At 75.2% G+C, this 12495-nt stretch carries 10 protein-coding genes and 1 riboswitch; of the genes, 1 reads left to right on the plus strand and 9 read right to left on the minus strand.

Annotated features, from left to right (window positions below):
- Positions 1 to 23 precede the first annotated feature (23 nt).
- Positions 24 to 1247: a CapA family protein gene (locus ACIRBY_RS11540; RefSeq protein WP_403899388.1), complete on the minus strand. Its 1224-nt coding sequence runs from the start codon at positions 1245 to 1247 to the stop codon at positions 24 to 26.
- A gap of 136 nt (positions 1248 to 1383) precedes the next feature.
- Positions 1384 to 2805 carry an Rv2231c family pyridoxal phosphate-dependent protein CobC gene (gene cobC / locus ACIRBY_RS11545; protein ID WP_403899391.1) on the minus strand — a complete coding sequence of 474 codons (1422 nt, stop codon included), beginning with the start codon at positions 2803 to 2805 and terminating at the stop codon, positions 1384 to 1386.
- Between the two features lie 116 nt (positions 2806 to 2921).
- Here cobC and ACIRBY_RS11550 point away from each other — a divergent pair, with 116 nt between their 5' ends.
- Complete coding sequence (locus ACIRBY_RS11550) at positions 2922 to 3677, plus strand: ZIP family metal transporter (RefSeq protein ID WP_403899394.1); 756 nt, start codon at positions 2922 to 2924, stop codon at positions 3675 to 3677.
- A gap of 56 nt (positions 3678 to 3733) precedes the next feature.
- Here ACIRBY_RS11550 and ACIRBY_RS11555 read toward each other — a convergent pair whose 3' ends face one another.
- The 7 genes from ACIRBY_RS11555 to ACIRBY_RS11585 form a co-directional block, all read right to left on the minus strand.
- A complete protein-coding gene (locus tag ACIRBY_RS11555) occupies positions 3734 to 5140 on the minus strand; it encodes a cobyrinate a,c-diamide synthase (protein ID WP_403899397.1) in 1407 nt (468 codons plus the stop codon).
- Positions 5134 to 5733: a cob(I)yrinic acid a,c-diamide adenosyltransferase gene (cobO, locus tag ACIRBY_RS11560; protein ID WP_352212342.1), complete on the minus strand. Its 600-nt coding sequence runs from the start codon at positions 5731 to 5733 to the stop codon at positions 5134 to 5136. The genes ACIRBY_RS11555 and cobO overlap by 7 nt, the downstream gene beginning before the upstream one ends.
- Positions 5733 to 7829, minus strand: coding sequence for a putative cobaltochelatase (locus tag ACIRBY_RS11565; protein WP_403899400.1), 2097 nt, complete (start codon positions 7827 to 7829; stop codon positions 5733 to 5735). Before ACIRBY_RS11565 ends, cobO begins: the two co-directional genes overlap by 1 nt.
- 82 nt (positions 7830 to 7911) lie before the next feature.
- On the minus strand, positions 7912 to 9432 hold the full coding sequence (locus ACIRBY_RS11570) for a cobyric acid synthase (RefSeq protein WP_403899402.1): 1521 nt from the start codon (positions 9430 to 9432) through the stop codon (positions 7912 to 7914).
- The gene (locus tag ACIRBY_RS11575; protein ID WP_403899405.1) at positions 9429 to 10400 is read right to left on the minus strand and encodes a cobalamin biosynthesis protein; all 972 of its coding nucleotides are present in this window, start codon (positions 10398 to 10400) and stop codon (positions 9429 to 9431) included. The genes ACIRBY_RS11570 and ACIRBY_RS11575 overlap by 4 nt, the downstream gene beginning before the upstream one ends.
- Positions 10401 to 10458: 58 nt before the next feature.
- Positions 10459 to 10546, minus strand: a riboswitch (cobalamin riboswitch).
- 178 nt (positions 10547 to 10724) lie between these two features.
- The gene (locus tag ACIRBY_RS11580) at positions 10725 to 10946 is read right to left on the minus strand and encodes a hypothetical protein (protein WP_079425611.1); all 222 of its coding nucleotides are present in this window, start codon (positions 10944 to 10946) and stop codon (positions 10725 to 10727) included.
- Between the two features lie 28 nt (positions 10947 to 10974).
- On the minus strand, positions 10975 to 12243 hold the full coding sequence (locus ACIRBY_RS11585) for an inorganic phosphate transporter (RefSeq protein WP_403899409.1): 1269 nt from the start codon (positions 12241 to 12243) through the stop codon (positions 10975 to 10977).
- Positions 12244 to 12495: the final 252 nt, after the last annotated feature.

The raw sequence follows: 12495 nt of genomic DNA on the forward strand, positions 1-12495 counted from the left end.
CGGGCGGCCGTCCCCGGTCCGGTTCAGCGGGTCGCGCGCGTCAGTCCCTGGCCGGTCGCGCCCCGCGAGGTCACGGCGGACGTGACCTCCTTGTCCACCCGCGCGTACTCGGCCCGCTTGGCGGCGGACGGTCCGCCGTCCCCGTCCGCGCCGGCGCACGAGGTGCAGACGACGCGGAACGGCGGCCCCATGTCCGAGTACTGGGTGAGGTACTCGGCCTTGACCACCTCCCAGCGGCCCGGGTGCGAGGCCGCCGGGGCGAAGGTGAAGCGGGGGATGGACGACATGTTGCCCCGCGCCTTCTCGGCCTCGTAGAAGCTGGCGATCTGGTCGCCCATGCCGTAGACCACCCAGGTGCCGTTGATCTTCTCGTAGGGCTGCGGGACGTGGTTGTGCGTGCCGAGGATCAGATCGATGTCGGGGAGGCCGTCCGCCCCGCGCGAGGCGGTCAGCGCCTGCGCCAGGTCCTTCTGCTGCTGGTCGGGGGCCGTCTGCCACTCGGTGCCCCAGTGGACGCTCAGGACGACGACGTGCGCGCCGGCCGCCCGGGCCGCGCGGGCGTCGGCGATGATCCGGTTCTGGTCGATCAGGTTGACCGCCCAGGGCTTGCCGGCCGGGAGCGGTATCCCGTTCGTGCCGTACGTGTAGTCCAGCTGGGCGACCTTCGCCCCGCCGGCGGAGAGCAGCGCCGGGGCCTTGGCCTCCTCGGGGCGCCGGGCCGAGCCCACGTGCTTGAGTCCGACCCGGTCGAGGTGGTCGAGGGTGCGGGAGAGCCCGTCGAACCCGTCGTCGAGGGTGTGGTTCGAGCCCGTGGAGCAACTGTCGTACCCGGCGTCCTTGAGGGCGTCGGCCAACTGGTGCGGGGCCTTGAAGGCGGGGTAGCCGGTGTAGGGGCCGCCGGGCTTTCCGTACGGTATCTCGTGGTGGCATATCGCCAGGTCGGCGGCGGAGACGAGGGGCTTGACGCCCGCGAGTATCTTCCGGAAGTCGTACTCGCCGGGCCTGCCGCCCGCGTCGTCCGCGGCCCGCTGGATGATCGAGGGGTACGGGATCGTGTCCCCGGTCGCCACCAGCGTGAACGGGGCCGCGCCCGGGACCGCCTTCCCCGAGCCGTTCGGCTTGCCCTGGAGCCGCTGCTCGGCCGGGACGGCCGCCCCGGCCCCGAGCAGCCGGGGCACCGCGAACACCCCGCCGCCGACCACCCCCACGGCCACCAGCCCCATGGTGATACGCGTCGCCGCCCTCATGTCCCGTCCCCCGTTTGCCGGTTGTCATGCCGCCGCCATGCTAGGCGTGCTCGGCGGGGCCCGCCCTCCGGGGCCTGCGGGTACCCCCAGCGGCAGCGGGGGTTTCCCAGGGCCCGCTGGGAAACCCCGCCCCGGATCAGGGCGCGGTCAGCGCGAGGGCGTGGTCCAGTGCCTGCAGCAGCCGTCCCGTCGTGGCCCGGTCCCGTACCGCGAGGCGCAGCCAGGACGCGTCCAGCCCCGGGAAGGTGTCCCCCCGCCGGACCGCGAAGCCCAGCGCCCGCAGCCGGGTGCGCACCTCCGCCGCGCCGGGGATCCGGACCAGCACGAACGGCCCCTCGGCCACCCCCGAGAGCGTGACCTCCTCGAACTCCGCCAGCCCCGCCAGCAGGTGCGCCCGGTCCACCGCGATCCGCCGGGCCGCCGCCTCCGCCTCCTCCAGCGCCTCCGGCGCCACGCAGGCCTCCGCCGCCACCAGCGCCGGGGTCGACACCGGCCACAGCGGCTGCGCCGCCGCCAGCTTCGCGACGACCTCCGGATCGGCCAGCACGTAGCCGATCCGCAGCCCCGCCAGGCCCCACGTCTTCGTCAGGCTCCGCAGCACCACCAGCCCCGGCACGTCCATCCGCCCGGCCAGCGCCTCCCGCTCGCCCGGGACCGCGTCCATGAACGCCTCGTCCACCACCAGGATCCGCCCCGGCCGGGCCAGTGCGGCCAGCGTCGCCGCCGGGTGCAGCACCGACGTCGGGTTGGTGGGGTTGCCCACGACCACCAGGTCCGCGTCCTGCGGCACCGCCGCCGGGTCCAGCCGGAACCCGTCCTCGGCACGCAGCACCACCCGCTCCACCCGGTGCCCGGCGTCCCGCAGGGCCGCCTCCGGCTCGGTGAACTGCGGGTGCACCACCACCGGCCGCTCCGCCTCCAGCGCCCGCGCGATCAGCACGAACGCCTCCGCCGCCCCCGACGTCAGCAGCACCCGCTCGACCGGCAGCCCGTGCCGCCGCGCCACGGCCGCCCGGGCCGACCGCCCGTCCGGATAGGCCGCGAGGTCCCCGAGGGAGGCCGCGATCCGCCGCTTCAGCCACTCCGGAGGCGTGTCCGACCGCACGTTCACCGCCAGGTCCACGAGCGCACCGCCCGCATCAGCGACCTCCGCGTCCCCGTGGTGGCGCAGGTCGTGCTCCTCGGCGGTGGCCACCGCGCAGGTCGCCGCCACCGAGCGGCGCTTGGGCACGAGGAGCTCCCCGCCGCCCGCCAGCGCCGCCGCCTCCGCCACCGAGGCGGTCCCGGCGGCCTCGTGCACGGCCGGCGACGGGTGCGGTACGGGGATCCGCGCGAGCTTTTCGGCGGGGTAGCCCACCAGGGGCACGCCGAAACGTTCCGCCGCGCCCGCGATCCCGGGCTCCAGGGTCTTCGAGTCCACCGTCGCCAACGCCGTCACCGCCCCGGCGCTCAGCCCGGCCCCGCGCAGGGTCTCCTCGACCAGCGCGCAGACCTCCGCCACGGAAACCCCCGCGCGTCCGCCGACCCCGACCACCAGCCGCGTCACGTACTCGCCCACCGGGGTCCTCCCTCCGTACTGGTGTCCGTCATCTGTCGTCTGTCGTCATCACGGTGACGTCCGCCACCCGCGCGGCGGAAGTGCGCACCGCGCCGCCAGTCGGTATCCAGGGGCACATGGCGGTGATCGTGGCTCTGGGCGCGTTCCTGATGACGCTGGCGGGCGGCTGGACGGCGCAACGCGTCACCGACCGCCGCCACCTCGTGCTGGGCCTGGCCGGCGGGCTGATGCTCGGCGTCGTGGGCCTGGACCTGCTCCCGGAGGCCCTGCACGCCGCCGGCCGGAAGGTCTTCGGCGTCCCGCTCGCCCTGCTGCTCTTCGTGGCCGGCTTCCTCGTCGCCCACGTCGTGGAACGCCTGCTCGCCGTACGGCAGGCCGCGCACGGGGGCGGGGACGGGGGAGGCGGCGGTCACGACCACGGCGGCCGCGTCCCGCAGGTCGGGCTCACCGCCGCCTCGGCGATGGTCGGCCACAGCCTCGCCGACGGAGTGGCCCTGGGCGTCGCCTTCCAGGTCGGCGGCGGGATGGGTGCGACCGTCGCCCTGGCCGTCATCACCCACGACTTCGCCGACGGGTTCAACACGTACACCCTCGCCCACCTGTACGGGAACGCCCGCCGCAAGGCGCAGATGATGCTCGTGGCGGACGCCGCCGCACCCGTCGTGGGCGCCGCCTCCACCCTGCTGTTCACCCTTCCGGAGGAACTCCTCGGGGCGTACCTCGGGTTCTTCGGCGGAGCCCTGCTGTACCTGGCGGCCGCCGAGATCCTGCCCGAGGCGCACCACGAGCACCCCGCCCTCTCCACGCTGATGTGCACGGTGGGCGGGGTGGCCGGGATCTGGCTGCTGGTCGGCCTCGCGGGAGCGGACTGAGCGGGCTGAGCGGACCGGGCGGACCGGGCCGACTGCGCGGACCGGTCCGTACGGGGTCACGGGCGGGCCGCTGAAGCCGCCGCGAACTCCGCTGCGGCCGCCGCGAACCGGGACGCCACGGACGGCTGCGCCGCCCAGTGCGTGTGCAGGTAACTGGCGTGCACGTTCCCCCGGACGAAGCCCTCGACGCGGCGTTCGGGATGCGTGAAACCCCACGCCGGCACGGCCCCGGCGCCCGGCTCGACCACCGTCCGGTGGAACTCGTGCCCCCGCATCCGGGTGCCGGCCGCCGCGAGCGGGCCGTCCGACACCGCCACCGCCTCCCGGTAGCCGAGCGTGAGCCGCTCCGACATCCGGGCGTCGGCGTCGAGCACCCCGCACATGGGCTTCCCGTCCAGGGAGCGCGCCAGGTAGAGGAGCCCGGCGCACTCCGCCGCCACCGGCCCGCCGGCCGCGGCGAAGGCCGCCACGGCCGCACGGAGCGGTTCGTTCGCCGAGAGCTCCGGGGCGTACACCTCGGGGAATCCGCCGCCGATCACGAGCCCGCTCGTGCCGGCGGGCAGCGCCTCGTCGCGCAGGGGGTCGAAGGTGACCGCCTCCGCGCCGGCGGCGCGCAGCAGCTCGGCGTGCTCGGCGTACGAGAAGGTGAAGGCGGGCCCGCCGGCGACGGCGACGACGGGCCGCCCGCCCCCGGCACCGGCCGCCCCCGGCACCACCGCGAGCGCCGCCTGCGGCGACCACGCCTCGCACTCCAGCGGCGGAGCCGTGCGCGCCAGGGCCATCAAGGCGTCCAGGTCGCAGCCCGCGCGGACCTGGTCCGCCAGGGCGGCCACCGCCGCGACCGCGTCGGCACGGCGTTCCGCCACCGGGACCAGGCCCAGGTGCCGGGACGGGGTCGCGACCTGCGGGGCCCGCCGCAGGACGCCGAGGACCGGCATCCCGGCCTCCTCCAGGGCCTCCCGCAGCATGGCCTCGTGCCGGTCGGAGCCCACCTTGTTCAGGATCACCCCGCCCAGGCGCACCTGCGGGTCGAACGAGGCGAAGCCGTGCACCAGCGCGGCCACCGACCGGGACTGCGAGGAGGCGTCCACCACCAGCACCACCGGCGCCCGCAGCAGCTTCGCCACCTGCGCCGTCGACGCCAGCTCGCCCCGTCCCGCGGCCCCGTCGTAGAGCCCCATCACGCCCTCGACCACCGCGAGGTCGCACCCGGCGGCCCCGTGCGCGAACAGCGGGGCCACCAGCTCCGGCCCGCACAGGAACGCGTCGAGGTTGCGCCCCGGCCGGCCCGTGGCCAGCGCGTGGTAGCCGGGGTCGATGTAGTCGGGCCCGGCCTTGTGCGGGGACACGGCCAGGCCGCGCTCCGTGAAGGCCGCCATCAGGCCGGTCGCCACGGTGGTCTTGCCGCTGCCGGAGGACGGCGCGGCGATGACCAGCCGCGGCACACTGGACGACGTCACCACTCGATGCCCTTCTGGCCCTTCTGGCCGGCGTCCATGGGGTGCTTGACCTTGGTCATCTCGGTGACCAGGTCCGCGAACTCCACCAGCTTCTCGGGGGCGTTGCGGCCGGTGATGACCACGTGCTGGGTACCGGGCCGGTTCCGGAGCACCTCGATCACCTCGTCCACGTCGATCCAGCCCCAGTGCATCGGGTACGCGAACTCGTCCAGCACGTACAGCCGGTGCGTCTCGGCGGCCAGGTCGCGCTTGACCTGCTCCCAGCCCTCCTTCGCCGCCTGCTCGTTGTCGAGCTGCGCGTCGCGCTGGACCCAGGACCAGCCCTCGCCCATCTTGTGCCAGACGACGGAGCCGCCCTCGCCGGAGGCGCCCAGGACCTTCAGCGCGTTCTCCTCGCCGACCTTCCACTTCGCCGACTTGACGAACTGGAACACCCCGATCGGCCAGCCCTGGTTCCAGGCGCGCAGCGCCAGCCCGAAGGCGGCCGTCGACTTGCCCTTGCCCGGGCCGGTGTGGACGAAGACGAGCGGGCGGTTGCGGCGCTGACGCGTCGTGAGACCGTCGTCGGGAACGACGGTCGGCTGTCCCTGCGGCATTACGCGGCCCTCCTGGAGACGCTGTCGGGTGACGCAGTGTGGGTCACTGCGGTACGTACGTTCTTGACGAGCCCGGCCAGCGAGTCGGCCCGCAGCCCGTCGAGGGTCACGGCGGGCGCGCCCAGATCGGCGGCCAGCGCCCCCGCGAGCCCCAGCCGCACCGGCCCGGACTCGCAGTCCACGACCACCGACGTGACGCCCTCGGCGGCCAGCAGCCGGGCGCTGCGCCCGGACAGTTCGCGCGGGTCGCCGCCGACGTCCCCGGCCGAGGTGGCCCGCCCGTCGGTGACGACCACGAGCAGCGGGCGCCGGGACGGGTCACGCAGCCGCTCCACGCGCAGCACCTCGCGGGCCTTGAGCAGACCCGGGCCCAGGGGGGTGCGGCCGCCGGTCGGCAGCCTCTCCAGCCGGGCCGCGGCGGCGTCCACCGAGGAGGTGGGCGGCAGCGCCAGCTCGGCGCCCGCGCCGCGGAAGGTGATCAGGCCGACCTTGTCCCGGCGCTGGTAGGCGTCGAGGAGCAGGGAGAGCACCGCGCCCTTGACGGCGCCCATGCGCTGCCGGGCGGCCATCGAGCCGGAGGCGTCCACGCAGAACAGCACGAGGTTGCCCTCGCGGCCCTCACGGGTCGCCTGCCGCAGGTCGTCCTTGCGCACGACGAGCCCCGGCCCGGAGCGCCCGCGCGCCTTCTGGTGCGGGGCGGCGGCGTGCACGGTGGCCGCCAGGTGCAGCTTCGTCAGCTGCCCCCGGGGACGCTGGGCACCGGTGGTCCGGCCGTGCGCGGTACGGGCCCGCGAGCGCCGGCCGGCCGCGCCCTCGCCGAGGCCGGGCACGCTCAGCATCTTGGTGCGGAACGGCTCGGAGGCCCCCACGGCGGCCTGCTCGGCCCCCTCGGAGCCGCCCCGCGGCGCGGAGGGCTGCGGGGCGGGGGAGCCGTCCCCCAGCTCCGGGGCCTCCTCGGGGGCGTGGCCGGTCTCGGGGGCGTGGCCGGTCTCGGGGCCGCCGCCCTGCGGGGGCACCCCGCCGCCGTCCCCGTCGGGGCCGCCGCCGTTGTCGTCCGGGCCCTCCGGCTCGGGCTCCGGCTCCTCGTCGGGGAAGCCGTCGAGGATCTCGTCGAGCTTGTCCTCGTCCAGCCCGGGCGCGTCGAAGGGGTTGCGCCGGCGCCGGTGCGGCAGTGCCAGCAGCGCCGCCTGGCGGACGTCCTCCTTGCGGACGGAGGTCCGCCCGGCCCAGGCCGCCAGGGCGGTCGCCGTACGGGCCATCACGATGTCGGCGCGCATGCCGTCGACCTCGAAGCCGGCGCAGGTGGCGGCGATCTGGAGCAGCGCGGTGTCTCCGAGCGCCACCTGCGGGAGCAGCGCCCGCGCGGCCACGACCCGGGCCCGGACCTCGCTCTCGTCCCCGGCCCAGCGGGCCGCGAAGCCCGCCGGATCGTCCTCGTACGCGAGCCGGCGGCGCACCACCTCGACGCGCTGCTCGGGCTCCCGGGAGGCCGCGACCTCCACGGTCAGCCCGAACCGGTCGAGGAGCTGCGGCCGCAGCTCGCCCTCCTCGGGGTTCATGGTGCCGACGAGCAGGAAGCGGGCCGCGTGGCGCACGGACACGCCCTCGCGCTCCACGTACGAGGCGCCCATCGCGGCCGCGTCGAGCAGGAGGTCGATCAGGTGGTCGTGGAGCAGGTTGACCTCGTCGACGTACAGGATCCCGCGGTGCGCGTCGGCCAGCAGGCCGGGCTCGAAGGCCTTCACGCCCTCGGCGAGGGCCCGCTCGATGTCGAGGGCGCCGACGAGGCGGTCCTCGGAGGCGCCGACGGGCAGTTCGACCATCCGGGCGGGGCGCTCGGCGCCGGAGCCGGGCTCGTGCGGGCCGTCCGGGCAGGCCGGGTCCGGCGCGGCGGGCGCGCAGGAGAACCGGCAGCCGGGGACGACGTCGACGTGGGGGAGCAGGGCGGAGAGCGCGCGCACGGCGGTGGACTTGGCGGTCCCCTTCTCACCGCGCACGAGCACACCGCCGACCGCCGGGCTCACGGCGTTGAGCAGCAGCGCCAGCCGCAGGTCGGCCTGGCCGACGACCGCGGTGAACGGGTAGGGGGTGCTCATGGGTTGTTCACTCCTCGGGTGTGCGTGCGTTCGGGGGCGGTGCCGGGGGTGCCTGGGGAACAGCCCCGCGGGGCCCGGGCCGTCACGGCGCGCCCGGGGGGAGGAACGGCAGTCCGGCCGGGGCACCGGACTCGATCAGGCGCAGCAGCGCGGCGGTGTCCGCGTGTTCCTCGATCAGGTCGCCCAGCAGGTCCAGCTGCTCCTCCCGCAGGGTGGCGAAGGACGTGTCCGGCGCCGGGACGAAGCGCCGCCCGGCGGCCGCGGCGACCTCACGCAGGAACGCCCGGCGGAAGCCGTCGGACTCCAGCGAGCCGTGCCAGTGCGTGCCCCACACCGACCCGACCCGGCACCCGTCCAGGAACGGCTCGCCGCCGCGCACCTCGGCCACCCCGTGGTGGATCTCGTAGCCCGAGACCTCCTCGCCCAGCGCCTCGCCGACCGGCCGCGCCAGCGTCTTCTCGACGGCGAAGCGCACGCGCACCGGCAGCAGCCCCAGCCCCGCCACCGAGCCCGCCTTCGACTCGACCTCGTCCTCGATGTGCTCGCCGAGGGCCTGGAAGCCGCCGCAGATGCCCAGCACCGGGCGTCCCTCCGCGGCGCGCCGGGCCAGCGCTTCGGCGAGCCCCCGCTCGCGCAGCCACTGCAGCGCCTTCACCGTGCCGCGCGTGCCCGGTACGACGACCAGGTCGGCGTCGGCCAGCTCCTCGGCCCGGTCCACGAACCGCACGACCACGCCCGGCTCCGCCGCGAGCGCGTCGACGTCGGTGAAGTTCGACATCAGCGGCACCGCGCACACCGCGACCCGCAGCACGTCCTCGCCGACCGGCGGGGCCACGACGGACTCGCGCACCGCGCCCCGCAGGGAGACCCGCAGCCCGTCCTCCTCGTCGATGCCCAGCCCGTGCCGGAACGGCAGCACCCCGTACGTCGCCCGCCCCGTCAGGCCCCGGAGCATCTCCATGCCGGGCTCCAGCAGGGACACGTCGCCGCGGAACTTGTTGACCATGTAGCCGGCGATCAGCGACTGGTCCTCGGGCGACAGCAGCGCCGTCGTCCCGAAGAACGAGGCGAAGACCCCGCCGCGGTCGATGTCGCCCACGACCACCACCGGGAACCGCGCGGCCCGTGCGATGCCCATGTTCACGATGTCGGTCCGGCGCAGGTTGATCTCGGCCGGACTGCCCGCCCCCTCGCAGATCACGGCGTCATACGTGCCCCGCAGCTGCTCCAGGCAGTCCGTGACGATCCCGAGGAGCTGCTCCTGGCGGCCGCCGTGGTAGCCGCGGGCGCTCATCTCGCCCACCGGCCGCCCCAGCAGCACCACCTGGCTGCTGCGGTCGCTGCCGGGCTTGAGCAGGACCGGGTTCATCAGCGCGGTCGGCTCCACCCGGGCGGCCTGGGCCTGCATGGCCTGGGCCCGGCCGATCTCCGCGCCCTCGCGGGTCACGAACGAGTTCAGCGACATGTTCTGCGCCTTGAAGGGGGCCACCTTCACGCCCTGGCGGGCCAGCCAGCGGCAGATGCCCGCCGTGACGACGCTCTTGCCCGCGTCGGACGTCGTCCCCGCGACCAGCAGTCCGCCGCCGCGCCTCGTGCCGCTCATGCCCGACCCCTCCCCGTCCCCGCCGCGGCGGCTTTCGCCGCGGCGCACCGGACGGCCACGCACGCGCCCAGCGCCAGCCAGGTCACCCGCCGCGACAGCCGTACGGCCCGCTCGATGTCGGCGACCTCCACCGGCCGCCCCCTCTCCCCGTTGAGGACGGCCCGGTGCTCGACCCGTCCCGCGTAGGACAGGGTCCCGCCCAGCCGGACGCCGAGCGCCCCGGCGAAGGAGGCCTCGACCGGCCCGGCGTTGGGGCTGGGGTGGGCGGCGGCGTCCGCGCGCCAGGCCCGCAGCGCTCCGCGCCGGTCGGGGCCCGCGGCCGCGGCGGCGAGCGCCGTCAGCCGGGCCCCCGGCCAGCCGGCGAGGTCGTCCAGGCGGGCGGAGGCCCAGCCGTAGCGCAGGTGGCGGGGCGACTTGTGCCCCACCATCGCGTCCAGGGTGTTCACGGCGCGGAAGGCGAGGAGTCCGGGCACCCCGGCGACGGCCCCCCACACCAGCGCCCCGACGACGGCGTCGGAGGTGTTCTCGGCGACCGACTCCACGACGGCCCGGGCCATCCCCTGGTCGTCCAGGGCCTGCGGGTCGCGCCCGCACAGGTGGGGGAGGCGTTCCCGGGCCACCTCGGTGTCCCCGGCGGCGAGCGCCCCGCCGATGGCGCGGGCCTCCCGGCCGAGGGTGGTGCCGCCGACGACGGCCCAGGTGGCCGCGGCCGTCAGGGCGATGCGGGCGGCCGCGGGCCGGGAGCGCACGGCGCGCGCGCCCAGCGCCCCCACGGCGGTGGCCGCGCCGGCGCATACGAGGGTGTGCAGGACGCCCCGGGCGCGGTCGTCGCGCCACAGGGCGCGCTCCACGGCGGCGGCGGCTCGTCCGAAGGCGGCCACGGGGTGCCCTCGGCGGGGATCCCCGAGGATCCGGTCGCCGATCAGGCCCGCCGTGACGCCGTACGCGAAGACGCGGTCGGCACGCATGGTGGCAGGTATGTCCTCACTCAGGGTCCGCGCCCTGGTTCGACGTGTCCGGCGGCGAGAGTTCCTGGCTCCCGGGTGGGCACGCGGCGCGTGCGCTCCCCGGTGACAGTGGCGGGACCGCGCCGGATTCGCACCGGACTTCCTCTCCATGCCGCCGTATTGGCTCGGGCAGTCCACCACGCCCCGCGAACGCCCGTCAACTTACCGTTGACCTGCGGTGGGACGGGGGGCGGCCGGTGGGCGGCCAGGGGCCGCGGGTACGCGAAAACTCCCCCCGGGGATTCCCGGGGGGAGCTGGGTACGCGGTGTCGCCGAGACCGGGTCTCAGCTGACGATCAGGTAGATCCCGTAGGCCACGGCCGCCGCGCAGAGCGCGAAGCAGGCGTAGGCGCCGCTGCGGGCCAGGGCGGCGGTGCCGCCCTGCTCGGTGGCGGCCTCGTGCTTGGAGAGCCCCACCAGGCCCAGGCTGAAGAGGGCCACGAGGGCGACGGTCGCGGAGAGGCTGACCCCGAAGACGGAGCCGAGTGCTGCCCAGTCGATCTTCATACTGCCGTTTCCTCTGTCGTTCTCGGGATCAGACCGCGGCGGCCGGAGCCGTCGGGGTCTGCGGGTTCGCCGTGGCGGCCGGGATGGTGGCCTTGAGGTCCTCGTCGGTCACGGCGGCGGTGGTGCCGGCGACCGGGGGGACGGCGACGGCGGCGATGGCGGTGGTGACCACGCCGGGCTGCTCGGCCTCGTCGGCGGAGGCCCCGTTGACGTTGGTGTGGTCGACGACCTGGCGGCGCGAGATCAGCCAGATGGCGACGCAGGAGGCGACCAGGAAGACGGCGACGGCGACGACGCCGATGTCACCGGTGCGCATGATCAGCTCGGCGCCCGCGGAGACGAGGGCGGCGGCCGGCAGGGTCAGGCCCCACGCGACGAACATCCGGGTGGCGGTGGACCAGCGGACCACACCGCCCTTGCGGCCCAGGCCCGCGCCCATCACCGCGCCGGAGCAGGCGTGGGTGGTGGAGAGGGAGAAGCCGAGGTTGGAGGAGGCCAGGATGACGCTCGCGGCCGAGGTCTGGGCCGCGAAGCCCTGCTGCGGGTGCAGGTCGGTCAGGCCGCTGCCCATGGTGCGGATGATGCGCCAGCCGCCCAGGTAGGTGCCCATCGCGATCGCCGTGCCGGCGGAGACGATGACCCAGACCGGGGGGTTCGAGCCGGGGGCGAGGGCGCCGCCGGCGACCAGGGCCAGGGTGATGATGCCCATCGTCTTCTGCGCGTCGTTGGTGCCGTGCGCGAGGGAGACGAGGCCGGCCGAGGCGATCTGCCCCGCCTTGTAACCCTTGGCGGAGGTCTTGGGACCGACCTTGCCGTTCAGCTTGTACGTGACCTTGGCGGCGAGCATCGCGGCCACACCGGCCACGATCGGGGCGGCCACGGCCGGGATGAGCACCTTGGTGACGACGACGTCGCCGTTGACCGCGCCGAGGCCGGCGGAGGCGACCGCGGCACCGATCAGGCCGCCCATCAGGGCGTGCGAGGAGCTGGAGGGCAGTCCGACCAGCCAGGTGACCAGGTTCCAGAGGATCGCGCCGACGAGCGCGGCGAAGATCACTTCGGGCTGGATGCCCTCTTCGTTGACGAGACCCTTGGAGATCGTCTTGGCGACCTCCACGGACATGAACGCGCCGACGAGGTTGAGCACGGCGGACATGGCCACCGCCGTCTTGGGCTTGAGGGCGCCGGTCGAGATGGTGGTGGCCATCGCGTTGGCTGTGTCGTGGAAACCGTTCGTGAAGTCGAACACGAGAGCGGTGATGATCACGATCCCGAGGAGAAGCGTTATGTGCTCCATTTACCCAGGCTTCTGTTTGGCGTCAGTGGCTCGGCGAACTTAGGCAACCTGGGTGAACGGAAGATGAACTGGCTTCGGCGGGGTGGTGTCCGGGGGCGGCACCCCATCGGACCCTTCGTCCCGATTCTTTCGTAGTTATCGCCATTCATGCACGTCAGAGCCGGGTGAACGGGGCGTTCCGAGCGGGTGCACGGGCCCGTTCGGACCCCCTCGGCGGCAGGGAAAGAGAGGTAGATCACTCCGCTTGTCCGG

The organism is Streptomyces sp. NPDC096136 (assembly GCF_044763325.1).
In the GTDB taxonomy this organism is placed as follows: Bacteria; Actinomycetota; Actinomycetes; order Streptomycetales; family Streptomycetaceae; genus Streptomyces.

Bases quoted from the DNA above. Each gene is read 5' to 3' on its own strand.
- ACIRBY_RS11540 (WP_403899388.1), bottom strand. From the start codon at position 1,247: ATGAGGGCGGCGACGCGTATCACCATGGGGCTGGTGGCCGTGGGGGTG.
- ACIRBY_RS11550 (WP_403899394.1), top strand. From the start codon at position 2,922: ATGGCGGTGATCGTGGCTCTGGGCGCGTTCCTGATGACGCTGGCGGGC.
- cobO (WP_352212342.1), bottom strand. From the start codon at position 5,733: ATGCCGCAGGGACAGCCGACCGTCGTTCCCGACGACGGTCTCACGACG.
- ACIRBY_RS11565 (WP_403899400.1), bottom strand. From the start codon at position 7,829: ATGAGCACCCCCTACCCGTTCACCGCGGTCGTCGGCCAGGCCGACCTG.
- ACIRBY_RS11570 (WP_403899402.1), bottom strand. From the start codon at position 9,432: ATGAGCGGCACGAGGCGCGGCGGCGGACTGCTGGTCGCGGGGACGACG.
- ACIRBY_RS11575 (WP_403899405.1), bottom strand. From the start codon at position 10,400: ATGCGTGCCGACCGCGTCTTCGCGTACGGCGTCACGGCGGGCCTGATC.
- ACIRBY_RS11580 (WP_079425611.1), bottom strand. From the start codon at position 10,946: ATGAAGATCGACTGGGCAGCACTCGGCTCCGTCTTCGGGGTCAGCCTC.
- ACIRBY_RS11585 (WP_403899409.1), bottom strand. From the start codon at position 12,243: ATGGAGCACATAACGCTTCTCCTCGGGATCGTGATCATCACCGCTCTC.